The organism is Janthinobacterium sp. 67, from assembly GCF_002797895.1.
In the GTDB taxonomy this organism is placed as follows: Bacteria; Pseudomonadota; Gammaproteobacteria; order Burkholderiales; family Burkholderiaceae_D; genus Janthinobacterium.
The window spans coordinates 1,379,002-1,404,322 of record NZ_PGES01000001.1; the positions used below are offsets into that span (position 1 = coordinate 1,379,002).

Sequence of the window (25,321 nt, forward strand, 5' to 3'; positions counted from 1 at the left end):
GCGCGCAGGCACAGGAACGTGCGCAGGCTGGGATGCAGCAGATGCCGCAGATTCTGCCCCTGCACAGCGACGAGGACGTCGTGCGCTTGCGCAAGCAGGTACGCGACAGCATGGTCGCCATGGGATTTGGCCTGATCGAACAGACCAAGATCATCACGGCGGCCAGCGAGCTGGCGCGCAACACCCTGCGCTACGGCGGCGGGGGCGAAGCGCGCATCGCGCGTGTCTGCGACGGCACGCGCCAGGGGCTGGAGCTGCGCTTCGTCGATGCGGGACCGGGCATCGACGATATTCCCCTGGCGCTGACCGATGGCTATACCAGCGGCGGCGGACTGGGACTGGGGCTGGGCGGCGCCAAGCGCCTGGCCGACGCATTTCACATCGACACGGCGCCCGGCGCGGGCACCACCGTCACCATCGCGAAATGGAAGCTGTTTTGAACCACATCGAGCAAGCCCCTGACATCGCCAGGCAACGCAGTTTTCCCATCAGCGAGCCGAGCGAAATCGCCGCCGCCCGGCGCGCCGGCAACGAGCTGGCGCGCCGCATCGGCTTCGACGACGTGCGCGCGGGCCAGCTGGCCATCATCATCAGCGAGGCGGCGACCAACATCGTCAAGCACGCGCAGCGCGGCGAGATCCTGCTGCGCAAGGTGCTGCGCGGCGGCACCAGCGGCATCGAAGTGCTGGCCATCGACAATGGCCCCGGCATGGGCAACGTGCGCCAGCACATGGCCGACGGCCATTCCACCACGGGCACCTACGGCGTGGGCCTGGGCGCGATACGCCGCCTGGGCCAGGAATTCGACCTGTACACGGCGCCCGGCAAGGGCACCGTGCTGATGGTCGTGGTCTGGGGGCAGCACGCCAGCAGCGCCATTCCCGCCCATCCGAACTGGCAGGTCGGCGCCGTATGCCTGCCGCTGGCGTCGGAACAGGTGTGCGGTGATGCCTGGAACGTCGTTTGCGAAGGCCATGAACTGAGCTTGATGGTGGCCGACGGCCTGGGCCACGGCCCGCTGGCGGCGCGCGCGTCCGAACGCGCCAGCGCCCTGCTGGAACAGGACACGCCCGGCCTGCCGCCCCTGCCCGCCCCCTTCATCGAACTGGCCCACGGCGCCCTGCGCACGACGCGCGGCGCGGCCCTGGCCGTGGCCCACATCGACAGCGCGCGCCGCGAACTGCGCTATGCGGGCGTGGGCAACATCGCCGCCTGCGCCTTCGACGCGCAGCAGCGCCGGCATCTGCTGTCGCATAACGGCATCGTCGGCAGCAATCTGCGCAAGGTGCAGGAATTCTGCTATCCGTGGCAGCTGGGCACGACCTTGATCATGCACAGCGACGGCCTGCACACGCGCTGGGACCTGGAACAGTATCCGGGCCTGGCGCATTGCCACCCCAGCCTCGTCGCCGCCGTGCTGTACCGCGATTTTGCGCGCGGGCGCGACGACGTCACGGTGGTGGTGCTGCGCGAACACGAGGAGCACCGGCCAGCCGGTGCGGAAAGGAACGACACGCCATGACGCAACGCATATTGACGGCCCATATCGGCAGTGAACTCGACGTGGTCGGAGCGCGCCAGCATGCGCGGCAGATCGCCGCCCTGTGCGGTTTCGGCGTGCAGGACCAGGTGCGCATCGCCACGGCCGTGTCGGAACTGGCGCGCAACGTCTACAACTACGCCGGCAGCGGCAAGGTGCATTTCGCCATCGACGGCCAGACGGCGCCGCAGGTGCTCAGCATCCGCATCGAGGACCAGGGCCCCGGCATCGCACAGCTCGACCGCATATTGTCCGGCACCTACCGCTCGCCGACGGGCATGGGCCAGGGCATCCTGGGTGCGCAGCGCCTGATGGACCGCTGCCACATCCGCAGCACGCCGGGCGAAGGCACGCAGATCACCCTGCACAAGCTGTTCCCGCGCGACGCCCCCCTGCTCGACGGGGGCATGATAGGCGCGCTGTCCGGCAGCCTGCAGGCGCTGCCCTCCGATATCACGCTGTCCGAAGTGCAGCAGCAGAACCGCGAGCTGCTCACCACCCTGGCCGAACTGAAGACGCGCCAGGACGATTTGCTGCAATTGACGCGCGAACTGGAAGACACCAACCGGGGCGTGGTGGCGCTGTTCGCGGAACTCGATGAAAAGGCCGACCACCTGCGCCGCGCCGACCAGATGAAATCGCGCTTCCTGTCGAACATGAGCCATGAATTCCGCACGCCGCTCAGTTCCATCCGCGCCCTGTCCAAGCTGCTGCTCGAGCGCATCGACGGCGAGCTGTCCGAGGAACAGGAAAAGCAGGTGCTGTTCATCCTGCAAAGCGCCGTCAGCCTGAGCGACCTGGTCAACGACTTGCTGGACCTGGCCAAGATCGAGGCGGGCAAGGTCGACGTGCACGCCAACAGCTTCCAGGTGGCCGACCTGTTCAGCGCCCTGCGCGGCATGCTGCGCCCGCTGCTGGTGTCCGAGTCGCTGACCCTGACCTTCATCGCCCCCGACCCGGCGCTGCACATCCACACGGATGAAGGCAAGCTGTCGCAAATCCTGCGCAACTTCATCGCCAACGCCCTGAAGTTTACGGAAGCGGGCGCCATCATCGTCAGCGCCACGCCCTTGCCGGAGCAGGACGCCATCCGCTTTTCCGTCTCCGACACGGGCCTGGGCATCGACGCCGAAGACGTGCAGCTGATCTTCGAGGAATTCAGCCAGGTGGAAAACCACATGCAGCGCAAGGTCAAGGGCACGGGTCTGGGCCTGCCCCTGTGCCGCAACCTGGCCACCCTGCTCAATGGCACGGTGAGCGTGGAAAGCACGCCGGGTGAAGGCTCGCTGTTTTCCGTCGTCCTGCCCACCAGCTACCATGCGCCCGAAGGCAGCCTGCCGCCGAGCGCGCCGGCCAACGACAATGGCAACGACCAGCGCATCGGCGTGCTGGTGGTGGAAGACAATCCGCCCGTGCGGCTGCTGTATGAAAAATTCCTGGCCGGCAGCGAATTTCGCGTCGTTCCCGCGCGCAGCGTGCGCGAAGCGCAGGAGCGCTGGGAACAGCAGCGTCCCGCCGCCATCATCCTCGACATCCTGCTGCACGGCGAAACAGCCTGGCACTGGCTGGCCGAGCTGAAAAACGATCCGCTGCGGCGCCAGGTGCCCGTCATCGTCGCCACCGAAATCGACGACGTGCGCAAGGGCCTGGCTCTGGGCGCCGACGCCTATTACGTCAAGCCGCTGTCGCGCCAGCAATTGCTGGCCACCCTGCGCGCGCTGATCGGCAACCAACACCACCGGCAAGAGCCGGCTCCGCCGCAAGGCACAACCACCTGGGACAATGCGCATGCTACCGGATAACAACAGCGATGCTCTGATCCTGAACGTCGATGACAGCGACGGCGCACGCTACGCCAAGTCGCGCATCCTCAAACGCGCCGGCTTCAAGGTCATCGAAGCGTCGAACGGCGGTGACGCGCTGCTGCGCGCACGCCAGGACCGCCCGAACCTGATCCTCCTCGACGTCAAGCTGCCCGACATCAACGGCCTCGAAGTGTGCCGCCAATTGAAGGGCGGCGCCGAAACGAACACCATCCTGGTGCTGCAAACGTCGGCCTCCTGCATCGGCTCGGCCGACAAGATCCGTGCCCTGGACGGCGGCGCCGACAATTATCTGGTCGAGCCCATCGAGGCCGATGAACTGGTCGCCAACGTCAAGGCGCTACTGCGCCTGGGCCGGGTCGAGCGCGCGCTGCGCGACGTGGACCGCCGCAAGGATGAATTCCTGGCCACCCTGGCGCACGAATTGCGCAACCCGCTGGGCCCCATCCGCACGGCGCTGGCCCTGCTGTGCAAGCTCGACCCCGTCGTGCCGGCCGTGCAGGACAACGCGCGCCGCACCATCGGCCGCCACACGGACCACCTGGTGCGCCTGGTGGACGACCTGCTCGACGTGTCGCGCATCTCGCAGGGAAAAATCTCGCTGCAATGGGAAAGCGTCAGCCTGGCCAGCGTGATTCGCAGCGCGCTGGAAACGAGCTCGCACAGCGTCGAGGCGCGCGGCCATGCGCTGGACGTGAACCTGCCCAAGGAAGAACTATGGGTCTGCGGCGACGCCGTGCGCCTGTCGCAGATCGTCGCCAACCTGCTGCTCAACGCGGCCAAGTTCACGGCGCCGGGCGGGCGCATCGCCATTGCCGCCGCGCGCGACGGCGACAACGTGCGCATCCGCCTCAGCGACAACGGCATCGGCATCGCCGCCGCCAGCATCGACAGCATCTTCGGCCTGTTCGAACAGAGCGGCCACTCGCCCGACCGGGTGCAGGACGGGCTGGGCATCGGTCTGTCGCTGGTGCGCAACCTGGTGACCTTGCACGGCGGCCAGGTCAGCGTGCGCAGTCCCGGCGTTGGGCTGGGCAGCACCTTCGAAGTCATCCTGCCGCTCGACGCCAACGTGCCGCTGCCGGCCGTGCCAGCACCGCAGGCGGCCACCGGCGGCAAGCAGCGCATTCTCGTCGTCGACGACAACTGCGATGCGGCCGACACCCTGGCCGAACTGCTGGAAATGTACGGCCACACGGTGCGCACGGCCTACACGGGGACGCAAGCGACCGAGCGCACCCTGGAATTCAAGCCCGACATCGTTTTTCTCGACATCGGCCTGCCCGACATGAGCGGCTACGACGTGGCCGTCAAACTGCGCCAGCTGCCGATACCGCAGCAATTCCTGCTCGTCGCGCTGACCGGCTATGGCCAGGAACACGACCGCCAGGCGGCCCTGGCGTCGGGTTTTAATGAGCACTTCGCCAAACCCGTCGATTTCGGCAAGCTGGCCATGCTGGGATTGCATATCGCGCCGTGAGCGCGGTGGCGGCTGCGTGTTGCCGGGGCGTCCGCTATAATCGGCGGCCGCCCCACCTCTGGAACCATGACATGAAAACCCGCACGCCGCTGCTGCGCATCACCATGATACTGGGTGCCCTGCACGCCCTGCTGGGCTGGCTGCTGTTGCCTTCCCTGCCCGTCGGCCTGGCCGGCTGGCTGCTGGGCGGCGCCGTCTTGCTGGCCTCGACCATGCTCATGCCGATGACCATCTTCGCCCGCGCCGTCACCAACGATGCGCGCCTGGCCGACCGTTTGAGCTGGGCCGGCTCGCTGTGCATGGGCTTTTTTTCCTCGCTGTTCGTGCTCACCGTGCTGCGCGAACTGACCCTGCTGATTCCCGCCGCCCGACCGCACGCGCAGGCGTCCGCCGTGGCCGTCCTCGTTCTGGCCCTGCTGGCCACCGCCGTCGGTTTCATCAACGCCCGCCGTGTGGCGCGCGTGCGCGAAGTGACGGTGCCGATTGCCGGCCTGCCGGCCGCCTTGCAGGGATTGACCATCGTTCAATTGAGCGACATCCACGTGGGCGCCACCATCAAGCGCGCCTACGTGGAAGCCATCGTCGGGCGCGCCAACGGCCTGCGGGCGGACATCATCGCCATCACGGGCGACGTGGTCGACGGCACGGTGGCGCAGCTGGCCAGCCACACGTCACCGCTGGGCGAGCTGCGTGCACGCCACGGCGTCTTCCTCGTCACGGGCAATCACGAATACTATTCGGGCGCCGCGCCCTGGGTGGCGGAGTTCCGCCGCCTGGGCTTGCGCGTGCTGATGAACGAACACACGGTGCTCGAGCACGACGGCGCGCGCATGGCCCTGGCCGGCGTCACCGATTTCAATGCGGGCAGCTTCGACCCGGCCCAAAAGAGCGACCCGCAAGCGGCCATCGCCGGCGCCCCCGCCGATATCCCCCGCATCCTGCTGGCACACCAGCCGCGCAGCGCGCCCGAGGCCGAAGCGGCCGGCTACGACCTGCAATTGTCGGGCCACACGCACGGCGGCCAATTCTGGCCCTGGAATCTGTTCGTGCCGCTGCAGCAGCCGTATGTGGCGGGCCTGCACCGGCAAGGCCGCTTGTGGATTTATGTGAGCCGCGGCACCGGTTACTGGGGGCCGCCGAAGCGCATCGGCGCGCCGGCGGAGATTACAAGGCTCAGGCTGGTGGCGGCGTAAGCTTCACTCCTCCCATGTGGCCATCCACGCCGCGAAACGCGCCGCCACGGCAGGCGGATTCAATAGCTCCATCGCGCCTTCCACCGCTTCGCTGTCGCTGACCTCGAACAACAGCACGAAATCGTCGCGCTGCGCACCCGCACCAAAACAGCCTTCGGCATCGAGCTGCGCCAGCGCCGCGATGCAGGCGTCGAACACGCCGCTACGGAAGGCGCCGAAATCGACGTCGAACGGCAAGTCGCGGTGCGCCTGCAGCAGCAAGCGGTAGGCGCCGTCGAAATACGCGACCCCATCCTCAAACGCCCATTCGGCCGGATTCCACAACATCTCTTCGCCGTATTCCGACGCTGCCAGCGCTTCGCGGCTGTTGGCCGCCGGGCCGATGGTCATGGCGCTGTCGTCGCTGACCAGCGCGTAAGCGTTGATGTGCCGCTCCGGATGGGCACGACGCACGGCGCCAAACGCCAGGCGCGCGGCGTCCGCCACCAGTGTTTGCAGCAGCGCGAAATCAAAGACGGCAGGGTCGACGAGCATGGCGCGCGCCAGGGTATGGCCACCGGCGACAGCCGCATCGCAATGGGACAGATAGGCGGCCTGCGCTTCGGCTACGCTCGCATACTGCGTGCGCGTCTCCGCACCCCAGGTCATGGCCGCGCCGCTGGCCGTCCACACGGTCGTGCCAAAGACGCGCGCCTCCTGGAAGCGGGCCGGCTGATCGGCGTCGTAGGTATAAAACAGGCTGTAGTTGTCAGGCATACGATCTTTCATTGTTTAATCGGGCCGTATCTGCGCGGCGAAATCGCGCTGGCGGAACTGCTCCAGCAGGAAATCGACGAACACGCGCGTCTTCGCGGGCAGCAGTTTCTTGCTCGGATAGTACACGGACAAGGGGCCGGAGTCGGCATGCCAGCCGGGCAGCAAACGGATCAGGGCGCCGCTGCGCAAATGGGCCAGCGCGTGCGGCATGGGCAGCAGGGCCACGCCGACACCGAGGATGGCCGCCTGCGCCATCGCTTCCGGATCGTCGAAGATGGCGCGCGGCCGGCATTCGGCCACGCCTTCGCCGCCCGATCCGTCACGCAGTATCCAGCTGCGCAATCTGCCGCTGCCGGCCGAGCGGCGCGCCACGCCGTCGAAGTGCGCTAGGTCAGACGGGTGCACGGGCATGGCCTTGCCCCGCATGAAGGCGGGCGACGCCGTGGCGACGATGTGGGCGTGGCCCAGCTCGCGCGCCACCACGCCCGGCGTCAGTTCGATGCCGCCGCCGATGGCGACGTCAAACCCTTCGCCGACCAGGTCCACTTGCCGGTTGTCGAAATGGCAGTCGGGGATGACGCCGGGGTAGCGGGCGATGAAGTCGCCCAACAGGGGCACCACGTAGCTGCGTCCGAACGATGGCGCCATGCTGATTTTCAGTATGCCGGCCGGCTGGCCGCCCTCTTCCGCCACTCCGGCGATCGCCTCGCGCAAGGTGGACAGGGCGCCGCCGATCTGCTGCAGGAAACGCTCGCCCCCTTCCGTCAGGGTCAGGCGGCGCGTGCTGCGCTGGAACAGCCGCAGCCCCAGACTCGCTTCCAGGCGCGCCACGTTCTTGCTGACGGCGGCCGGCGTCAGTCCCAGGCGGCGCGCGGCCGCCGAAAAGCTGCCCAGCTCGGCAGACAGCACAAACGATTGCAAGTGATTGAGGGCTTCCATATGCCTATTCTACCCGCTCATTTGATAGCAATGGTTGAAAGTGATTGTAGCGATTCATGGCTAGCGCGGCAGGAATGAAAGGCAGATACTGAATTCCTCAACTTCTTACCTAGAAAGCTCATCATGCAAACCCAAGCCTCCACCAGCACCTCTTTGCCACTGCAAGACAAGATCGCGTTCGTGACGGGCGGCTCGCGCGGCATCGGCGCCGCCATCGTGCGCCGCCTTGCCAGCCAGGGCGCCAACGTCGTCTTCACCTATCAAAGTTCCGCCGCCGAAGCGCAGGCGCTGTCCGCCAAGGTGGAAGCGGCCGGCGGCAAGGCCCTGGGCGTGCAGGCTGATGCGGCCGACGCCACCGCCCTGACGGCGGCCATCGCCAAGGTGGCGGCGCAGTTTGGCCGTGTCGACATCCTCGTCAACAATGCGGGCGTGTTCCTGCCCGGCGCCATCGACGATTTTTCGCTGGAAGACTTCGACAAGACCTTGAACGTCAACGTGCGCGCCGTGTTCGTCGCCATCAAGGCGGCCGTGGCGCACATGCCGACGGGCGGGCGCATCATCAACATCGGCAGCACGAATGCGCACCGCATGCCGTTCGGCGGCGCGGCCGCCTACGCCATGAGCAAATCGGCGCTGAGCGGCCTGACGCAAGGCCTGTCGCGCGACCTGGGCCCGCGCGGCATCACCATCAACAACGTGGAACCGGGCCCCGTCGCCACGGACATGAACCCGCCGACGGGCGACTTCGCCGACCTGATGCACGGCTTGATGGCCCTGCCCCGCCACGGCACGGCCGATGAAATCGCCGGCATGGTCGCTTACCTGGCCAGCGCGGAAGCGGCGTTCGTCACGGGCGCCGGGCTGAAGATCGACGGCGGTTTTGCCGCCTGATCGAGTCCGAACATCAGCGAACGGTGCGCCGCCACGCCGGCCATGGCGCCATCGGCCACCGCGAACGCCACGCTGCCCGCCGTGCGGCCCGCGTCGCCGCAGCAAAAGACGCCAGGCACGCTGCTGGCCTTTTGCTCGTCGGTGCGCACGAACGGCCCCATGGGTCCCTCTTCCAGCGCGCAGCCCAATTCGCCGGCCAGGGAACTGGCCAGGCGCGTGCGGGTCGCCACGAACAGGCCGGCCATCGCGTGGCGGCTGCCGTCCGCCATGACCACATCGGCCACCGCGTCGATCCGCGCCACGGGCGCGCGTACCAAAGTTACGCCGCGCGCCTCCAGTTGCGCCAGCTGCGCCGCATCAGGCTCGAACGCGCCATTCAGGAAAAAAGTGACCGTGCCCCAGTCGGGCAGCATCAAGGCATGGTGCATGGACAGGGGGCCGGTGGCCAGCACGCCGATGGCACCCTGCTCCAGTTCATAGCCGTGGCAGTACGGGCAGTGAAAGACGCTGCCGCCCCAGCGCTCGGCCAGGCCGTCGACGGGCGGCAGTTCATCGATCACGCCGGTGGCCAGCACGAGGCGGCGGCCGTGCACGACATGACCGTCCGCCAGGGTCACATCAAAACCATCGCCATCGCCGCTGGCCGCCGCCTGCACGGCCATGCCGTCCCGCCAAGTGACGGTGGCATACGCCATCAGCTGCGCCTTGCCCTCGGCCGCGATGGCGGCCGTGCCGCTGCCGTCCTGGGTCAGGAAACCGTGGGAATGGCTGGCGTAGCGGTTACGGCGCTGGCCGCCGTCGATCACCAGCACGCGGCGGCGGGCGCGCGCCAGTTGCGTGGCGGCGGACAGGCCCGCGTAGCTGCCGCCGATGATGATGGCATCGAACGGAATGCCAGGCGATTCAGGAATGTGCATGCGGTGCTCCTTTGTGTGTGGCGTATTGTTGGCTGAAACGGTCGGCCAGGTCGGCCAGGGTGACGGCGCCAAGGCGCCGGATCAGCAGCGCCTCGGCTTCGTCGAAGGCGCCGGCCAGCGACTGGTTGACCACCTGCTCGACCAGGCAGCCCGGCTGATCGACGCGGTTGCCCATGGCGAAGATGGTGGGCGACCCCACGGCCACGTAGATATCTTGCAAGGTCACCTGGTGCAGGTCGCAGACGATGCGCCAGCCGCCGCCATGGCCCTTGTCCGACGCCACGTAGCCGCGCTCGCGCAAGCCGGCCATCACGCGCCGCACCAGCACAGGGTTGGTGTCCAGGTAAGCGGAGAGTTCCTCGGACGTCATCGGGCGTCCCGCATGGGCCATGTGCAGCAGCACATGGAGGATCGATGATAGTTTGCTGTCGCGTCTCATGTAACTAATGATAGTACATAATTCCGGCAGATGCAAACCAGTTGCAAAATTCCGCGTAAAAAAAGGGTCAGACCCTGTCGGGTCTGACCCCGGCCTTTGCTTCAGGGTGTATTTTTACGCTGCGGATGCTTCCCTGCGCCGCCGTCCCCGCCACCACAGCAGCAAGGCCAGCAGCACCAGCACGCCAACGATGATGCCCGCGCGGGCAAGGCCGATCAGGTTCGACGGCGCGCCGCCATTGCGCAAGGTCGTCACCTGCTCGGCCGTCACCTTGATGGCGGGATTGCCGTACATCCGCTGCACGTAATTGCCGAGGGTGACGATCTGCTCGTCCGACAGGGTCTGGCGGAAGGCGGGCATCAGGTGGCCGGCATGGCTACCCTTGCCGTCCTGCCGTTCCACGCCATCGAGGATCGCCATCACCAGGTTGTTGCTGTTGCCGCGGCCCGTCGCCGAGTTGTGGAACAGCGGCGGCAAGCTGCCGTCGAAACTGCCCTCGCCCTTCGTCTGGTGGCAGCTGGCGCACTGCGCATCGTACAGCTGCGCACCCGACATCGTGTTCAGGTTTTGCGGCAGCGGCACGCCGCGGATGCTGCTCAACTCGTCGCCAGCCTGGCCCCATTGCGTCACCGGTTTCACGTCCGCCTTGTCGCGGATGGCGGGCACGCTCTTGATGTAGTGCGCGATGGCGTTCAAGTCCGCGTCGCTCAGGTGCTTCAGGCTATGGTCGATGGCTTCGGCCATTGGTCCGGCCGCCTGCCCCCGGTGCGCGGCGCGGCCCGTGCGCAGGTAGCCGGCCAGGTCTTGCTGGCTCCAGCCACCCACGCCGCTGTTGACGTCCGACGTGATGTTCGGCGCGTACCACGTGCCCAGGTCGGCGCCGCCCAGCTCCTTCGACAGCTGCTCCGCCATCAGCGCATTGCGCGGCGTGTGGCACGTGGTGCAGTGGGCCAGGCCTTGCGCCAGGTAGGCGCCACGGTTCCACTCCATGCTCTTCGACGTATCGGCCACGAACGGCTTCTTGTCGAGGAAAAGCAGGTTCCAGCCCGCCATCGACAGGCGGATGTTGAACGGGAACGGCAAGTCCGTCTTGTGCGCCGGCGCCGTATCCACCGCCGCCACGCCATGCATGAAGTAGGCGTACAGGGCGGCCGTGTCGTCGTCCGTCACCTTGGCGTAGGCCGTGTAGGGCATGGCCGGGTACAGATTGGCGCCATCGGCCCGCACGCCATGGCGCACGGCGGCGGAAAACTGCGCCAGCGTGTAGTTGCCGATGCCATGCGTTGTCGACGGCGTGATGTTGGTGGCGACGATGGCGCCCAGCGGCGTGGCCAGGGCCAGGCCGCCCGCCATCGGCTTGCCGCCAGGCACGCTGTGGCAGGCGATGCAGTCGCCGGCCGTGGCCAGGTAGCGGCCGCGTTCAACCGCCTGCACGTCCGCACCCGGCGCTTGCGCCGCCAGCACGGGCAAGGCCAGGGACAGCAAGGCGGCGCCGGCCGCCAGTCTGAAGATCGCCATCATGCCGTTCCTCCCTGTTGTTCGTCGAGGATGTGCTTGACGGTGCGCAGCGCCACGGCCAGGCCGTTTTCCGTCGAATTGCACGTGCCGGACGTGGGCAGCACGCCCGTGCTGCACAGGAACAGGTTGGCATGGTCGAAGGTACGGCCCCACTGGTCGCATACGGCCTTGGCGGGATCGGAACCCATCGACAGGGTGCCGCAGATGTGCTGGTTGTTGGCAAACACGCCTTCCTTGCTGTGGCGCAGGTTGGTGCCGCCCATCAGTTTGGCGATGCGTTCGAAATCCTGCTTCGAGCGCTCGTGTCCCCGCTTCGTGTACTCATCGATCGCGTAGTGCGCCTGCGGCTTGGGGATGCCCATGGCGTCTTTTTCGCTGCTGAGGGCGATGCGGTTTTCCGGATTCGGCAGCACTTCCAGCACGTTTTTCAAGCTCATTTCACGGGCCGAGCGGAAACGCAGCTGCTGTTCGAACGCTTCGCCGAAGACGCCCTTGCCTATCAGCTCCCTGGTGGCGCCATCGACTCTCGAGATGTTCGTGAAATCCAGGCGGTACGGCGAATGCCGGCTGCGGAAGTCGCCGTCGCGCATGGTGTTGATGGAATTGGGGCTTTGCGGGCCCCGGCCCAGCCACAGGTCTTCATCGGCGTCGAAGGTGATCGAGGTACTCGGGTGGTCCATCAGATTGCGGCCCACCATGTCGCTGCTGTTGGCCAGGCCGTTCGGGTATTTGTCCGAGGCGGAAACGAGCAGCAAGCGCGGGCTTTCGATGCCGTTGGCGGCCAGAATAAACGTCTTGGCCGTGACCCGGTGGCTCTTTTTGTCGACGTCGTAGTACAGGGCAGCCGTGATGCGGCCCTGCGCATCGTGTTCCAGCTTGTAGACGTTGGCATTGCAGACGATCTTGACGCCCGCCGCTTCCGCCTGCACTGCGGCGATGCCGCCGTGGTATTGCGCGTCGATGGGACAGATCGGCTGGCAGCTGTTGTTGCCGCAGCAGGCCGGGCGGCCATCGTAGCTGACGCTGTTGCGCGCCACCGTGTTGCCAACGACCTTGAACGAGGGGTCAAGGCGCTCGCGGATGCGGCGCATGGCGTACGGCTCCGTCACGGGGTCCATCGGGAAGGCTTGCTTGCGCGGCGAACCCGTATTGTCGGCACCGGAGACGCCCATGATCTCTTCCGCCTCCTGGTAGAACGGCTCCAGGTCCGCATAGCTGATCGGCCAGTCGACGCCCACGCCATACAGGGTATGGATGCGGAAATCGTTCGGCACGTTGCGCCACGCTTGCGCGGCCCAGTGCCACGAGGTGCCGCCGAACTGGCGGATGTATTCGGCCGGGTATGGATACGGGCCGGCCTGCACCAGGTAACCGTTATCCCTGGGCTGGTAGATCGGGTGCGGCGCCGTGGCCACCGATGGATACGGCGACATCCAGTCGCTGCGGCGCGTCGTGTTGCGGAAACGGGCGACGATTTCGCCGCGCGACACGCGCGGTCCCGCTTCCAGGATCAGCACCGAGCCGCCCGCCAGCGCCAGCTTGCGCGCGGCCAGGGAGCCGATGATGCCGGAGCCGATCACGAGGTAATCGGCGGAGAGTTCTTCAGCCATGATGGCTCCTTAAATTGGTTTTCTGGCCCAGCTGCCGTAGGCGCCGTAGGAATACGTGGGAGGCTTGAGCACGTCGGCGACGACGGCCGCGTTCAAGGCCTGCTCGTAGGCGACGCAGACGGCCGCCTCGCCCGTGCCGACGATGCCCAGGTACCAGGCGCTGGCGATCTGGCGCGGCAAGGCCGCCAGCGGCGACTGGGCCGGGTCCAGCCCGTCGAGCGCTTCCTGCAAGCCGGCCGCCTGCAAGCCCTGCGCATTGATCAGCGCCAGCAGCGCGCGCACCTTCGCGGGGAAAGCGGCGTCCTGCGCCACCAGCGCGTCATACAGGCGCCTGGCCAGCACCGGGTCGAGCACTTGCCGTCCCACCAGCATGGCCGACACGCCGAGGAAGGCGCCCTGCTCCGCACTGGCGACCGGTTCGGCCAGCGCCCAGGGAATCAGCGCCGCGGCCGACGCCGACAGCAAGCCGGCCAGCACCATGCGGCGGCCGGGATTCAGGGGGCCGCGCCCCTCCTTATTGTGTGTAGCGTCCAATTGAAGCTCCCGTGCGTTCAGCAACCGTTCAGAAAGAATGCTTCAGACCGACCATCACCACCGTCTGGCCGCCGTTCGACGACGGCGTGCCGTTTTGCGAATCGCCGACCGAGGCGACGGCATTGACGATGGCGCCGTCCTGCCCCAGGGTCTGGCCGCGCGCCAGCTGGCGCGCTTCGATCAGGTAGATCGCCGTGCGCTTCGACAGCGCGTAATTCTGCTCGAACGACAACTGGCGGTAGCGCGCGCGGTCGGCGATGCCGTTGGCGTGGCTGGCGAAGGTGTCGCTGTAGCCGGCGGACAGGAACCACTGCGGCGTCAGCTGGTAGCTTGAAATCAGGCCGGCCGTGTTGAAGATGGCCGTGTCGCGGAAGGCCGAGCGGCTGCCCGCCTCGTATTGCACGTTGCTGGCATTGGCGCCCACCATCCACTTGCCCATGGTGTAGCGCGCGCTGGCGGCGATGAATGCGATGCTTTCGGCCGAAGCGTAGCCCCGGTTGAGGGCCGAGATGCCGAAGCTGCCCGAGGCGTTGTCGCTCCAGCCGGCGCCATTCTGTCCATTTTTCAGTTTCAGGTAGCCGAGCGCGAATTCGGCTGGCGACGTGCTGTACTTGACGGCGGCGCTGAAGCTGCTGCCCACGGCATTGCCGTCGGCCGCTTCGCCAAAGCCGTATTGCGCGCTGGCCTGCAAGCCGCGCCAGGCGGGCATGCTGTAGGTGGCGGAATTGCTGATGCGCACGGTCGTGTCGAGGCCGTCGATGTCGCCCGGGTGGGCGCCGGTGGCGCCCGTCAAGACATTGCTCGACGCCAGCGAACCGACCAGCAGGTAGTACGGCGTGTACTGGCGCCCGGCCGTCACGGTGCCGTAGGCTGCCGACTGCAAGCCCACGTAAGCCTGGCGGTTGAACAGCGAGCTGGCCGAGCTTTGCGCGCCCGTATCGCTTTCAAAGCCGTTTTCCAGCAGGAACAGCGCCTTCAGGTCGCCGCCCAGGTCTTCCACTCCCTGGAAGCCGATCTTGCTGGCGGACAAGCTGCCGCTGCGCATATAGGTATTCGACTTGCCGCCCTGGTTGCTCGCGTAGGCGGTGGCCGCGTCGACCACGCCGTAAATGGTGACATTGCTTTGAGCGCAAACGTTTGCGCCAATGAGCGTGGAGACGGCCAGCGCCGCAGCGCGCATGCATGGTGTGTTCATTTTTTTCCTGACTTTGCTGTTTTATCTGGCGAAATACGGGCGTGGCGCCGCGTTGCCGCCCCATCCATGGATACGGGCGTCCGCTGTTCTTCTTGATTTGGATCAAGTGGAACAAATTATACGCTTATTTACTCACATGTAAGTGATTGACTGTCGGGCGTAGTCTTATAGCAAAACCGGCGCACGTGATGGCGCACGCCCCTCAGCACGGGGAAATCACAGGAACAGATATGGGAAAAGCAGCGGCGGCGCATGGTGAAAACACGCGCCCGATGGCGTTCGGAACGGGGAGATGGGAGGGGTTGCCGCTCAGCGCAGGATGGCGGGCGCCACCGGCAAGGTTTCAAGGGCAATGAACGCTTCCAGGGCGCGGCGCATGTCTTCGAACACCTGCTTGCCGTAAGCCGCTTCCAGGTGGGCATATTGCAGGTCGATGAGTTTACCCATCTGCATCAGCAAACTGGCGCCCGCTTCCGACAGGTGCACCTTGCGGCGGCGCTGGTCGCCTTCGAACTTGCTGCGCCCGATCAGGCCGATTTCTTCCATGCGCGCGAGGATGCCGCTCATGCTGGGACTGGAAATCTGGCAGATCTCGCACAGCTCGCGCGGTTCCAGGGTCGGGCTTTCATTCAGCGCGCGCATGATGCGCCACTGCTGCTCCGTCACGCCGAAGTGATTGAGGATGGGGCGGAAATGCTGGAGCAGGCTGTCGCGGGCCTTCAGCAGCAGTTGCGGCATGTTCGGATAACGGATCGGTAGCTGCAAGTGGAACTCCTGGGTGGCCGGCACAATGAGCGTCATTATACGACTGGCAAGAGAAGAGGCGCGGCAAAATTCCCCTTCCTTGCCGTTCCCGTGCCGTGGCGTCAGCCCTTCGCTTTTCTCTGCTCGGGAATGAAGTGTTCGCGCACGGCCTTGGCCAGCAGCTCCGGCGGCAGCAAGCCCTGCCCCAGCAGGAAGTTGTTGAAGGCCAGGCGGTCGAACTTATCGCCCAGCGCCAGCTCCGTTTCCGCGCGCAGTTGCAGGATGCGCGTATAGCCATAGAAATAGCTGCCGGCCTGGCCCGGCATGTTGAAGGTATAGCGGTCCAGCTCCTGGCGCGCCATCGGTTTCGACAGCATCACTTCATCCGTCAGGATGCGGCCCGCCTCCTCGCGCGTGACCTGCCCCAGGTTCAGCATCGGGTCGAGCATGGCGCGCGCCGCGCGCAGCATGCGAAATTGCAGCGCGATGAACTGCCCTTCGGCCGGCTCGTACGGAATCATCTCCGCTTCCGCGTACAGCGCCCAGCCTTCCACGTTGACGCTGTTGAACGCGTACAGGCTGCGCGCCTGCGACACGCCCCGCTCCACCATCGCGCTGAACTGCAGCTCGTGGCCGGGGCGCCCTTCGTGCGCGCTCAGGGTCCAGGCGGCGCCCGCGAAATTGAAATCATCATACGCCTCGCCCTTGCCACTGGCGGCCGGATTGCTGACGGGGAGGACGAACTGGCCGTGTTCTCCCGTATTGCCGATCAGCGGAGGCGGACGCATATGCGGCGCCGGCTGGGCCGCCGATTCGGCGGCGGACGCCAGGCGCATGGTCATGGCGCGCGCAGGAATATCGACCACGCGCTGCCGGGCGATGCGCTGTTCCAGCTGCGTATTGACGCTCTTGTAGTGCGCTTCGAGCTGCTCATTGGGAATCGAATCGCTTTTCAGCGCGCGCAGCACCTGGCGGTAGTCCGTGCCGTCGACGCCCTTCAACGCCAGCTTGGCCGCCACCACGGGCGCCAGCGCCTGCATGGCGGCGCGCGTTTCCAGGTAGGCCACCTGCGCCCGCTCGACCAAGGCGCGCGGCGCGATGTCGATGCCCACCTGTTTCAGGCGGAATGCATACAGCTCGGGCGCCATGCGGAAATCCGTGCGCGACAGGGGCAGCACCACTTGCTTTTCCCATGCCGCATACTCGTTCAGCTGCTGCTCCATGGCCGCCAGCGCGCTTTCCGCGCCCGTGATCTTCATGTCGGCGAACAGCTTGCGGATGCCGGCGATATACGTGGGCACGTTTTCCAGCGACTGCTCCACCTGCAGGCGCACGGGGCCCGCCAGGCCAGGCTGGCCGATCTTTTCCGTGAAACGCGCCTTGGCCTGCGCCGTGATCGGCGTGCTGCCCGGGAACTGGCCCACATAGCGTTGCAGGCGTTCGAGCGCCTTGGCGCGGCGCGCGGCCGGGCGCTGTTCCTGCAGCAGACTTTGCATCGAACCGAACACCATCTGCGGCACGTCGACCCACGGCAGCGTGTATTTGGCCTCCAGCTGCGTGCCCATGATTTGCTGGTCGACGGCGCCGATCAGGATTTCCAGGTCCTGGCGTAGGCGCTCGTCGCGTTCCAGTTCCAGCTTTTGCTGCAATTGCGCGCGCGCCTGCTGCAGCGCCGCCACCTGGCGCTCGACGATATTCGGTCCCAGGTCGGCGGCCAGGCCGTCGTACTGGACCAAGCCCGTATCGGAGGCGTCTTCGGGCGAGAACCGCGCCTGCGCCGCCAGCACGATGGCTGCGTTGCGGTTGCTGGTGTCAACCCAGGCCGATGAAGCGGCGGCAGCTGCGGAAACGATGGGGACGGCGGCCAGGGCGGGCATGGCCAGCGCGCTTGCAAGCGCGGCTACCAGCACGGTCTTGCGCAATTGCGGAATAACGGACATCGGGGGATTCCTTCCTGAGGTGAGCGATGAGCGAAGCGGCGAGTATCGGCCAGCCTCGGGTAACTGTCAATTCACACCGTTCAGCGCGGGCAGGTTCCATGGCGTGACGATCTGGATGGCGGACAAGGGCGGTGTCTGCGCCAGGGCCGGCAGCGCGCCCTGCGCCCGCAGGATTTCCTGGCACGCGCGGCGCATGTCCTGGCCCAGGTCATGGTGCAGCACGGCCTGGATGGCGCCCGACTTGAGCAGCGCCACGTTGTCCGCGTCCAGGTCGTGGCCGATGAAGACCTGGCAAGGCCGGCCCGCCTGCGCGAACGCCTGCACGATGGCGGCATTGCCGCCGCCGATCGAATACACGGCGGCGATCCCTGGATGCGTAGCCAGCGCTTCACGCACCTGCGCGCCCGTGGCGCCGTCGATGCCGTGGCCTTCGCTCACTTCGACGATGGATAAATGGCGGTGCCGTTCGCGCAGCGCGCGGCGAAAGCCGATCTCGCGCTCTTCCTCGCCATGAAAACGGTTGCTGCTCAGGGTCACCAGCACTTGCTGTTTTCTGGGTCGCTTGCCAGCTCCCAGCCACTGGCCGATCAGGCAGGCCGCCGTCTCGCCCGCCGCGCGGTTATCCATGCCCACGTAGCTGCGGCGCGCGGAAGATGGCAAGTCCGTCACCAGGGTCACGACGGGAATGCCGGCCGCCGCCAGCCGGTGTACCGCCTCGGCCACCGGCGGCAAGTCCGGTGCTTTCAGCAGCACGCCGTGGCTGCCGTTCTTGCGGATGCGTTCCAGCTGGTCGACGATGCCCGCCACTTCCAGGGTTTCATGCAGGTGAAAGCGCGAACGCAGCACGGCCGGATGCAGGGACGGCAGTTCCGATTCCAGTGCCAGGCGCACGGCGTCCGTAAAGCGGCGAGGCGCCACCATCAATACGTCGAGCATGAACTTCCTGCCGGCCAGGCCCACCTGCGTGCTTTGCCGCGCCAGCTCGTCGAGCGCCTGCGTCACGCGGCGCACGGTATTCGCATGCACGCCCCCGCGCTGCTTGATCACGCGGTCGACGGTGGCCACGCTGACGCCAGCCTGCAGCGCCACGACCTTGACGGGAAACGGATGCGTCATGCGATGTCCATGGCAATTGATGGTTTTTTGATGGTTTTCCTGATGAAAAATGCGGACCTTCATCCCTATACTGATTCTACAACTTAAAACATCAGGAGACACCGCATGACCACCACAAACGCCGCGCCGCCCGCCCCCTTCTGGCTGTCGCCGCAAGATTGCCAGCTCGATGATTTCATCGCCACCGTCAGCCAAGGCACGACACTGGCCGACTATCCCCACGCCGCTGCGGTGGAGAACAATATCCTCGTCTACGACTGCGACCAGGTGCGTGCGCTGGCCGCCAGTACCGCATCGCTGCGCGCGCTGCAGGCCGAATGGGGCAAGGCTTTGATGGATGGTCCCGGCCTGATCGTGCTCCAGCGCGCCGTCGACGACATGGCGACCTTGGAACAGGTCAGCGACGTCTTCCGCGCGCTGATCGCCGAACAGCATGCGAGCGGCCAGGCGGGCGGCGACCATTTCGCCAAACCGGGGACGAACGACCGCATCTGGAACGCCCAGCAAAAACTGTGTCTGCGCGCGCCCGAGGCGTTCGCGCGCTACTACGCCAATCCCGTCTTCGCATGGATCGCCGAGGCCTGGCTCGGGCCCGCCTACCAGATGACGGCGCAAGTGAACGTCGTCAACCCGGGCGGTGCGGCCCAGGCGCCGCACCGCGACTATCACCTGGGTTTCCAGAGTGCGGCCAGCTGCGCCGCCTACCCGGCGCCCGTGCACCAGATGTCGATGCTATTGACCTTGCAGGGAGCCGTCGCCCACTGCGACATGCCGGTCGAATCCGGTCCCACGCTGTACCTGCCGTATTCGCAGCGCTACCAGGCCGGTTTCCTCGCCTGGCAGCAGCCGCCCTTCCGCGACTATTTCGCCCGGCATTGCGTGCAGCTGCCGCTGTCCCAAGGCGACGCCGTCTTCTTCAATCCCGCCCTGTTCCACGCGGCGGGCCATAACCGGTCGTCCGACATCCGCCGCATGGCCAATCTGCTGCAAGTGTCGTCGCCATTCGGACGCGCCATGGAAGCGCTGGACCGCCGCGCCATGAGCGCCGCCCTGTATCCGGCCCTGCAGGCCTTGCGGGCAGTGGGAACCCTGTCCAGCGATGGCATTGTTCACGCGATTGCCGCCTGCGCCGAAGGCTACGCCTTCCCCAGCAACCTCGATCGCGACCAGCCCATAGACGGCATGGCGCCGCCCACGCAGCAGCAGCTGATGCACGAAGCGCTGGCGCAGGACTGGCCCGCCACGCGCTTCCTCGACGCGCTAGGCAGCCATGCCTGGCGCCAGCAAGCCTGATCCCCTACCGCGACAACTTCGGAGACTCCCTATGCAAGACATCAACATCGGCCTGGTCGGCGCCGGCTACATGGGCAAGGCCCACACCATCGCCTACAAGACCGTGCGCAGCATTTTTCCCACGGCCTTGAACCCCGTGTGCGAATGCATCAGCACCAGCAGCGCGGAAGGCGCCGCCCGCAGCGCTCAGGAACTGGGCTGGCACCGCTCCACGGGCGACTGGCGCGCGCTGGTGGCCGACCCCGCCATCGACGCCATCATCGTCGCCACGCCGCCGGCCACGCACAAGGACATCGTGCTGGCCGCGCTGGCCCTGGGCAAGCCCGTGTTCTGCGAAAAGCCGCTGGGCATGACGGCCGCCGAATCCCTGCAGCTGGCGCAGGCGGCGGAAAGCGCGGGCGTGGCCAACATGGTGGGCTATAACTACATCCGCACGCCGGCCAGCCAGCTGGCGCGGCACATCATCGAATCGGGCGAAATCGGCGAGATCATCCACGTCGCCGCCGAACACGTGGAAGACTATCTGCACGACCCGCGCGCGCCTGCCTCGTGGCGCACGCGCGAGGCGACGGCAACGCGTGCCGGCGCGCTGGCCGACGTGGGTTCGCACTTGCTCAACCTGGCCTTGCGCCTGGGCGGCCCCGTCGACTCTCTCGTGGCCGACATGAACACGGTACATGCGCAACGCCAGGGCCAGAATGGCATGGAAGCGGTGGAAAATGACGACCAGGGAAATGTGATGCTGCGCTTTGCCAGCGGCGCGCTGGGCGCCCTGACCTTCAGCCGCGTGGCGGCCGGGCGCAAGATGGGATACACCTACCGCATCACGGGGACGAAAGGCGCGCTCGCCTTCGACCAGGAAAACCAGAACGAATTATGGCTGTACGACGCCGGCCGCCCCGCGCAGCGCCAGGGTTTCCAGCGCCTGCTGATGGGGCCCGCCCACCCCGACTACCTGGCGTTCAGCCAGGGCGCCGGGCACGGCACCGGCTACAACGAGCAGATCGTCATCGAAGCGCGCGACTTTCTGCAGGCCATCGCCGGCGGCCAGCCGGTCTGGCCCACCTTCCGCGACGGCTACGAGGTGGACCGGCTGATAGCCGCCGCGCTGCGCTCCGTGCAGGAGCGCAGCTGGATTTCCCTGCGTTGAACGCCTATCAAAACCTGCTGCGCGTCGTGATTTACGGCCTGCGATGCTCACTGTACCTTCGTACAGTTGCGCTTCTCGACCGCAACTCCCTTCCGCTCGCTACGGTTTTGTTAGGCGTTGTTAGTACGTTAGGCGTTCTTAGTACGCCAGGCCGTAACCGAACTTGTACAGCGGATGGGCCGTGTCATACGGCACGTCCGACTTCTGCACCTGCACTTCGGCCATCGACGATGGCAGCTCGAACGGCAGCTTGCCCTGCGGCTTGGCCTTGCCCGTCAGGACATCGAACAGCGCGCCGTCGCTCACGCCGAAGTTGGCGAGGATGGCGCTGGCCTTGTCCTGCACGTTGCCGAGGATGGCCGGGCGGTCCAGGTACACGGTGACCACCGTCTTCGGCGCGAACTTTGCCGCGTTCTTGATCGCCTCGTAGTCTGCATTGCCATCCACGTAATCGAGGCGGCCCTCGTGCTGCATGCTGCCGAAGATGTAGTTCGGGTGCAGGGTTTCATACGGCGCGGCCACGCGCAGCAGGGCCACGTCCGCTTCCTGCGGCGTGGCGACCACCGTGTAGCCGTACTGTTTGGCCACGGCCGCATCGATGCCGTACAGGTAGACTTTCTTGACGGTGGCCGCCAGCGGCAAGACCTTGTCCTTGTTTTCCAGCAGGACCAGCGAGCGGCGCTGCGCATCCAGGCCCGCCTCGATGAACTCCGCCTTGCCCACGGTGCTGGCCGCCTTGGCCGCATCGACGAACGGATGCTCGAACAGGCCCTGCTTGAATTTCTGGATCAGGATGCGCCGCGCCGAAGCGTTGATGCGCTCCTCCGTCAGCTGGCCGCGCTGCACGGCCTGCGTCAGGTACGGCGCTTCCGTCACGCCGCCAAACTGGTCCATCCCCGCCGTCACGGCCTTCACGTAACGCTCTGCCTTGGTGGCGTCTTCCATGCCCCACGGCGTGCCAAAACCCATGAAGGAAGGCGCGACGCCGGGCGCCGTGCCGTTGCGGCAGTTGGCGTCGCAGTCGGAGGTGATGCCCCAGTCGGACAGGATCACGCCTTCGAAGCCGTATTTGCCGCGCAGCAGATCCGTCAGCATGGTCTTGCTGAAGCCGGCCGCCACCTGTTCCAGGGTGATGCCGTCGATGGTGATCTTGCCGTCCGGCAGAGCGTAGGTCGGCATGACGGAAGCCGCCTTGGCCGTGAAGGCGCCTTCGAACGGTTTCACGTGGTAGGCGAAGTTGTTGCCCGGGTAGGTCATGTAGCGGCCGTAGTAATTGTGGCCGTCGAAACCCTCTTTCGTGGCGCCATAGCCGACCCAGTGCTTGACGACGGCCACCACGCTGCCGTCGTGCAGGCCCGTGTTCCCATCCTGGAAGCCCTCGATATAGTGCTGCACCATGCGCTTGGCCAGGTCCGCGTCTTCGCCAAAGGTGCCGTTGATGCGCGACCAGCGCGGCTCGGTGGCCAGGTCGGCCTGCGGCGACAGCGCCTGCGTGATGCCGACGGCCAGGTATTCCTGGCGCGCGATGTCGCCGAAGCGGCGCACCAACGCATCGTCGCCGATGGCGGCCAGGCCCAGGGTTTCAGGCCACTGGGAGAAACCCTTCGTGCCGGCGCTGGCGCCCACCGTGTACTGGAAATGGTGGCGCGGATCCGTGCTGATGGAAACAGGGATGCCGTGGCGCGACGTTTCGCTCAGGGCCTGCACCTTGTTGTACTGGGAAGCCATATTGGCCGTGTCGCCCGCCATGCGCGTGATGAAGGTGTTGACGTACTGCTTGACGATCAGGTCTTGCAGGGCCGTCAGGTCGTACGCGCCGCCCTGGCCGATGCCGGTGGGGTCGGCCACGGTGGGTGCCGTGCCATGCATCATCAGGCCGGCCTTTTCATCGAGGGTCATGCGCGACAGCAGGTCGTCCGCGCGGTCCTCGGCCGGCAGGCGCCAGTCTTCGTACGGGTCAATCTTGCCGTTGCGGTTCATGTCCTTGAAGGTATAACCGTCGCCCTTGAGCTGGGCGTAGGTGGTGGTGCCGAACACGGGTTGCGTATATCCCGCGCTGCCTGAGTCGCTGTTGCCGCAGGCGGCCAGGGCAAGCGTGGCGACGCAGCCCGCGACCAGGCGGGCCATCGGTTTCAAAGTGCAATTCATCATTATCTCCAAGACTGTTTTTGTAGGTATCAAGGCGCGGCAGCAAGGCCGGCCGAAACAATATAGCGTGAGAATACGTGAGTTTCTTGACCGCGCAGCACGCGTTTTATACCCGCGAGAACAATTTTTGGTTAGATGACACAACAACCAACAATCTCCTACAAAGTGCTAATATTTGTGAAAAATTACTACAACAAGCAGAATAAGCAGGAGACAGCCTTGCACAAACCCGACACGCGCACGGTTTCGAACCGGATCGCGCAGCAATGCGCGCGCGCCATGCAGGCCGATGGCCACGACCCCGCCGACTTTTTCCGCCATACGGGCATCACGCCGGCGCAGCTGGACGAGCCGGGCGGCCGCATCAACGCCGAGCGGCACCGCCGCATGACGGCCTACGCCCAGCAACTGCCGCAGCACCGCGGTTTGCTCGACCTCGACGTGACGCACTGGTTCGCGCATTACTCGGGCATCGCCCACGTCTGCTTCAACCGCCCCACCCTGCGCAGCGCGCTGCACGAGCTGCTGCACTTGCGGGGCCTGATCGGCGAATTCGATTTCATGCTGATGAGCGAAAATGGCACGCGCATCGAGATCGAATACTTGTCCGAGTTCTGCCCGTCGGGCGGCGCCATGCAGGCGCTGGCCAATTTCCGCATGCTGTCGCTGGTGGCGCGCGCCTACGACGATGGCGCGCCCACCGCCTTCCGTGCCGGCTTCCAGGGCAAGGCGCCATGGTTCGCGCCGGCCATTTCCGAGTGCTTCGGCGCCGCCGCCACCTTTGGCCAGGCGCGCAATACATTGACGTTCGACGCACCGGCGCTGGACCGGCCCTTCGCCCAGTTCAACGCCATGCTGGCGCCGCACGCGCTGCGCCACGCGCAGGGGCAATTGCAGCAGTTGCAGGGTGCGCAGCTGTTTTCGGCCCGCGTGGAGCAGGCCATCATCGACCTGCTGGGCCAGCAAGGCGCAGGCGACGCCGACGGCGCCTCGCTGCTGCCGGCCCTGTGCGACGGCCTGGCAATGAACCGCTGGACCCTGCAGCGCCAGCTGCAGCAGGAACAGACCTCATTCCGCGCACTGGAACTGCGCGCGAAAAGCCGCGAATCGCGCCGTTTGCTGCGCGAAACGAGCCTGAGCGTGGCGGAAATCGGCGACCGCCTGGGCTTTTCCTCGCAAAGCGCATTTACCCGCTTCTTCAAGAACCAGTTCGAACTGCCGCCGGCGCGCTACCGGCAGGATGCCGCCGGAGCCTAGACGTTCAGTTGCCGGTTCATGGCGACGATGTCGTCATGGCTGGCATGCGCGCCCAGCTTGGCGAACTGCGCCGGCATCCGGTCGCGTATCGCGGCCGCCTTGCCGGGAACCGCCGCGGCAAGCGCCTTGGCCATCGCGGGCGCCTCAAGGTCGCAACAGTAGGCGGGGGTGCAGGGCTGCTGGCGCCAGGACTGCGCCAAAGTGCCGCCATCGACCGCGTCAAATCCGGCCTGCTCCACCAAGGTCATCGCCGTCTGCATGGCCATCGGGTCATCTCCGGCGACGGCTATGGCGAGACGGCCCGGCGTGCCTGCAGGCTGGCCCAGCGCGGCCAGCGTATGCGCCAGCACATTGTTGAAGGCCTTGACCACCGGGCGCCCCAGCTGGGCTGACACCCAGATGCTTTCGGCCAAGCCCGCATCGATCTGCGCAATCGCCGCGTCACGCATGCCAGGATAATAATTACTGGTGTCGATCACGGTGACCTGCGGCGGCACCGCGTCGAACAGGCCGGCAGGCAGGCTGGCCATGGCTGGCAGCGGAATGGCCAGCACCACCACATCCACGCCATCGACGGCGCCATGCACATCGGCCGGCACCGCGCCGATGTCGTCGGCCACGCTTTGCACGCCTTTGACACCGCCGGAATTGGCTATCTTCACCTCATGGCCGGCGGACAGCAGCTTGCGCGCCAGGGTTGCGCCGATATTTCCCGTTCCAATAATTCCTATCTTCATGTTCATGAGCTCCGTGTCGTTGATCGTCCAATGTGCTGTGATTTTAGGAGCCTTATGCAATAATTGGAAGTACCCACCAAAAAGTAAGTAACCCACATATC

The 25,321-nt window shown here is 66.2% G+C and carries 22 protein-coding genes; 9 read left to right on the forward strand and 13 right to left on the reverse strand.

The window, feature by feature from the left end:
• Nucleotides 1-41: 41 nt before the first annotated feature.
• From CLU90_RS06230 to CLU90_RS06250, 5 genes are all read left to right on the forward strand, one after another.
• The gene (locus CLU90_RS06230) at nt 42-440 is read left to right on the forward strand and encodes an ATP-binding protein (protein WP_314606372.1); all 399 of its coding nucleotides are present in this window, start codon (nt 42-44) and stop codon (nt 438-440) included.
• The gene (locus CLU90_RS06235; RefSeq protein WP_092709003.1) at nt 425-1,522 is read left to right on the forward strand and encodes an ATP-binding SpoIIE family protein phosphatase; all 1,098 of its coding nucleotides are present in this window, start codon (nt 425-427) and stop codon (nt 1,520-1,522) included. The genes CLU90_RS06230 and CLU90_RS06235 overlap by 16 nt, the downstream gene beginning before the upstream one ends.
• Entirely contained in the window at nt 1,519-3,342 is a 1,824-nt protein-coding gene (locus CLU90_RS06240) for an ATP-binding protein (RefSeq protein WP_100427441.1), read from the forward strand. The genes CLU90_RS06235 and CLU90_RS06240 overlap by 4 nt, the downstream gene beginning before the upstream one ends.
• Nucleotides 3,329-4,843 (forward strand): ATP-binding response regulator, encoded by a 1,515-nt coding sequence (locus tag CLU90_RS06245; RefSeq protein ID WP_100429387.1) that lies wholly within the window; start codon nt 3,329-3,331, stop codon nt 4,841-4,843. Before CLU90_RS06240 ends, CLU90_RS06245 begins: the two co-directional genes overlap by 14 nt.
• A gap of 71 nt (nt 4,844-4,914) precedes the next feature.
• Nucleotides 4,915-6,036 carry a metallophosphoesterase gene (locus CLU90_RS06250; RefSeq protein ID WP_100427442.1) on the forward strand — a complete coding sequence of 374 codons (1,122 nt, stop codon included), beginning with the start codon at nt 4,915-4,917 and terminating at the stop codon, nt 6,034-6,036.
• A 3-nt stretch (nt 6,037-6,039) separates the two neighbouring features.
• Here the strand turns inward: CLU90_RS06250 and CLU90_RS06255 are convergent, their stop codons facing one another.
• Together CLU90_RS06255 and CLU90_RS06260 are read right to left on the reverse strand one after the other, a co-directional pair.
• The gene (locus CLU90_RS06255) at nt 6,040-6,792 is read right to left on the reverse strand and encodes a DUF4303 domain-containing protein (protein WP_157808753.1); all 753 of its coding nucleotides are present in this window, start codon (nt 6,790-6,792) and stop codon (nt 6,040-6,042) included.
• 15 nt (nt 6,793-6,807) lie between these two features.
• Nucleotides 6,808-7,731: a LysR family transcriptional regulator gene (locus CLU90_RS06260; protein ID WP_092709015.1), complete on the reverse strand. Its 924-nt coding sequence runs from the start codon at nt 7,729-7,731 to the stop codon at nt 6,808-6,810.
• Between the two features lie 123 nt (nt 7,732-7,854).
• Between CLU90_RS06260 and CLU90_RS06265 the strand changes: the two genes are divergently transcribed.
• Complete coding sequence (locus CLU90_RS06265; RefSeq protein ID WP_100427444.1) at nt 7,855-8,622, forward strand: SDR family oxidoreductase; 768 nt, start codon at nt 7,855-7,857, stop codon at nt 8,620-8,622.
• Here the strand turns inward: CLU90_RS06265 and CLU90_RS06270 are convergent.
• The 9 genes from CLU90_RS06270 to CLU90_RS06310 form a co-directional block, all read right to left on the reverse strand.
• Nucleotides 8,550-9,539, reverse strand: coding sequence for an NAD(P)/FAD-dependent oxidoreductase (locus CLU90_RS06270; protein ID WP_100427445.1), 990 nt, complete (start codon nt 9,537-9,539; stop codon nt 8,550-8,552). The genes CLU90_RS06265 and CLU90_RS06270 overlap by 73 nt on opposite strands.
• Nucleotides 9,526-9,978, reverse strand: coding sequence for an RrF2 family transcriptional regulator (locus tag CLU90_RS06275; protein WP_100427446.1), 453 nt, complete (start codon nt 9,976-9,978; stop codon nt 9,526-9,528). Before CLU90_RS06275 ends, CLU90_RS06270 begins: the two co-directional genes overlap by 14 nt.
• Before the next feature lie 114 nt (nt 9,979-10,092).
• On the reverse strand, nt 10,093-11,499 hold the full coding sequence (locus tag CLU90_RS06280) for a cytochrome c (RefSeq protein ID WP_100427447.1): 1,407 nt from the start codon (nt 11,497-11,499) through the stop codon (nt 10,093-10,095).
• Entirely contained in the window at nt 11,496-13,106 is a 1,611-nt protein-coding gene (locus CLU90_RS06285; protein WP_100427448.1) for a GMC family oxidoreductase, read from the reverse strand. The genes CLU90_RS06280 and CLU90_RS06285 overlap by 4 nt, the downstream gene beginning before the upstream one ends.
• A gap of 9 nt (nt 13,107-13,115) precedes the next feature.
• Nucleotides 13,116-13,640: a sorbitol dehydrogenase family protein gene (locus CLU90_RS06290; RefSeq protein ID WP_232731098.1), complete on the reverse strand. Its 525-nt coding sequence runs from the start codon at nt 13,638-13,640 to the stop codon at nt 13,116-13,118.
• Nucleotides 13,641-13,668: 28 nt separating this feature from the next.
• Entirely contained in the window at nt 13,669-14,835 is a 1,167-nt protein-coding gene (locus CLU90_RS06295) for a porin (protein ID WP_232731099.1), read from the reverse strand.
• A 309-nt stretch (nt 14,836-15,144) separates the two neighbouring features.
• Nucleotides 15,145-15,600: a homoprotocatechuate degradation operon regulator HpaR gene (gene hpaR, locus CLU90_RS06300; protein WP_223278727.1), complete on the reverse strand. Its 456-nt coding sequence runs from the start codon at nt 15,598-15,600 to the stop codon at nt 15,145-15,147.
• 101 nt (nt 15,601-15,701) lie between these two features.
• Entirely contained in the window at nt 15,702-17,519 is a 1,818-nt protein-coding gene (locus tag CLU90_RS06305; protein WP_100427451.1) for a DUF885 domain-containing protein, read from the reverse strand.
• A 66-nt stretch (nt 17,520-17,585) separates the two neighbouring features.
• A complete protein-coding gene (locus CLU90_RS06310; RefSeq protein WP_100429388.1) occupies nt 17,586-18,635 on the reverse strand; it encodes a LacI family DNA-binding transcriptional regulator in 1,050 nt (349 codons plus the stop codon).
• Between the two features lie 105 nt (nt 18,636-18,740).
• On the opposite strand from CLU90_RS06310, the gene CLU90_RS06315 reads away from it, so the two are divergent.
• Both CLU90_RS06315 and CLU90_RS06320 read left to right on the forward strand, forming a co-directional pair.
• A complete protein-coding gene (locus CLU90_RS06315) occupies nt 18,741-19,928 on the forward strand; it encodes a phytanoyl-CoA dioxygenase family protein (protein ID WP_100427452.1) in 1,188 nt (395 codons plus the stop codon).
• 31 nt (nt 19,929-19,959) lie between these two features.
• A complete protein-coding gene (locus CLU90_RS06320; protein ID WP_100427453.1) occupies nt 19,960-21,078 on the forward strand; it encodes a Gfo/Idh/MocA family protein in 1,119 nt (372 codons plus the stop codon).
• 138 nt (nt 21,079-21,216) lie between these two features.
• Here CLU90_RS06320 and CLU90_RS06325 read toward each other — a convergent pair whose 3' ends face one another.
• A complete protein-coding gene (locus CLU90_RS06325; RefSeq protein ID WP_198511157.1) occupies nt 21,217-23,229 on the reverse strand; it encodes a glycoside hydrolase family 3 protein in 2,013 nt (670 codons plus the stop codon).
• 216 nt (nt 23,230-23,445) lie between these two features.
• On the opposite strand from CLU90_RS06325, the gene CLU90_RS06330 reads away from it, so the two are divergent.
• The gene (locus CLU90_RS06330; RefSeq protein WP_198511158.1) at nt 23,446-24,483 is read left to right on the forward strand and encodes a helix-turn-helix transcriptional regulator; all 1,038 of its coding nucleotides are present in this window, start codon (nt 23,446-23,448) and stop codon (nt 24,481-24,483) included.
• On the opposite strand, the gene CLU90_RS06335 is transcribed toward CLU90_RS06330, so the two are convergent.
• Nucleotides 24,480-25,316, reverse strand: coding sequence for an NADPH-dependent F420 reductase (locus CLU90_RS06335; RefSeq protein ID WP_332870858.1), 837 nt, complete (start codon nt 25,314-25,316; stop codon nt 24,480-24,482). The genes CLU90_RS06330 and CLU90_RS06335 overlap by 4 nt on opposite strands.
• Nucleotides 25,317-25,321: the final 5 nt, after the last annotated feature.

Excerpts from the sequence above, each read along its gene's own strand:
- CLU90_RS06230 (WP_314606372.1), top strand. The coding sequence starts at position 42 with ATGCCGCAGATTCTGCCCCTGCACAGCGACGAGGACGTCGTGCGCTTG.
- CLU90_RS06235 (WP_092709003.1), top strand. The coding sequence starts at position 425 with ATGGAAGCTGTTTTGAACCACATCGAGCAAGCCCCTGACATCGCCAGG.
- CLU90_RS06240 (WP_100427441.1), top strand. The coding sequence starts at position 1,519 with ATGACGCAACGCATATTGACGGCCCATATCGGCAGTGAACTCGACGTG.
- CLU90_RS06245 (WP_100429387.1), top strand. The coding sequence starts at position 3,329 with ATGCTACCGGATAACAACAGCGATGCTCTGATCCTGAACGTCGATGAC.
- CLU90_RS06250 (WP_100427442.1), top strand. The coding sequence starts at position 4,915 with ATGAAAACCCGCACGCCGCTGCTGCGCATCACCATGATACTGGGTGCC.
- CLU90_RS06255 (WP_157808753.1), bottom strand. The coding sequence starts at position 6,792 with ATGCCTGACAACTACAGCCTGTTTTATACCTACGACGCCGATCAGCCG.
- CLU90_RS06260 (WP_092709015.1), bottom strand. The coding sequence starts at position 7,731 with ATGGAAGCCCTCAATCACTTGCAATCGTTTGTGCTGTCTGCCGAGCTG.
- CLU90_RS06265 (WP_100427444.1), top strand. The coding sequence starts at position 7,855 with ATGCAAACCCAAGCCTCCACCAGCACCTCTTTGCCACTGCAAGACAAG.
- CLU90_RS06270 (WP_100427445.1), bottom strand. The coding sequence starts at position 9,539 with ATGCACATTCCTGAATCGCCTGGCATTCCGTTCGATGCCATCATCATC.
- CLU90_RS06275 (WP_100427446.1), bottom strand. The coding sequence starts at position 9,978 with ATGAGACGCGACAGCAAACTATCATCGATCCTCCATGTGCTGCTGCAC.
- CLU90_RS06280 (WP_100427447.1), bottom strand. The coding sequence starts at position 11,499 with ATGATGGCGATCTTCAGACTGGCGGCCGGCGCCGCCTTGCTGTCCCTG.
- CLU90_RS06285 (WP_100427448.1), bottom strand. The coding sequence starts at position 13,106 with ATGGCTGAAGAACTCTCCGCCGATTACCTCGTGATCGGCTCCGGCATC.
- CLU90_RS06295 (WP_232731099.1), bottom strand. The coding sequence starts at position 14,835 with ATGAACACACCATGCATGCGCGCTGCGGCGCTGGCCGTCTCCACGCTC.
- CLU90_RS06305 (WP_100427451.1), bottom strand. The coding sequence starts at position 17,519 with ATGTCCGTTATTCCGCAATTGCGCAAGACCGTGCTGGTAGCCGCGCTT.
- CLU90_RS06310 (WP_100429388.1), bottom strand. The coding sequence starts at position 18,635 with ATGACGCATCCGTTTCCCGTCAAGGTCGTGGCGCTGCAGGCTGGCGTC.
- CLU90_RS06315 (WP_100427452.1), top strand. The coding sequence starts at position 18,741 with ATGACCACCACAAACGCCGCGCCGCCCGCCCCCTTCTGGCTGTCGCCG.
- CLU90_RS06320 (WP_100427453.1), top strand. The coding sequence starts at position 19,960 with ATGCAAGACATCAACATCGGCCTGGTCGGCGCCGGCTACATGGGCAAG.
- CLU90_RS06325 (WP_198511157.1), bottom strand. The coding sequence starts at position 23,229 with ATGATGAATTGCACTTTGAAACCGATGGCCCGCCTGGTCGCGGGCTGC.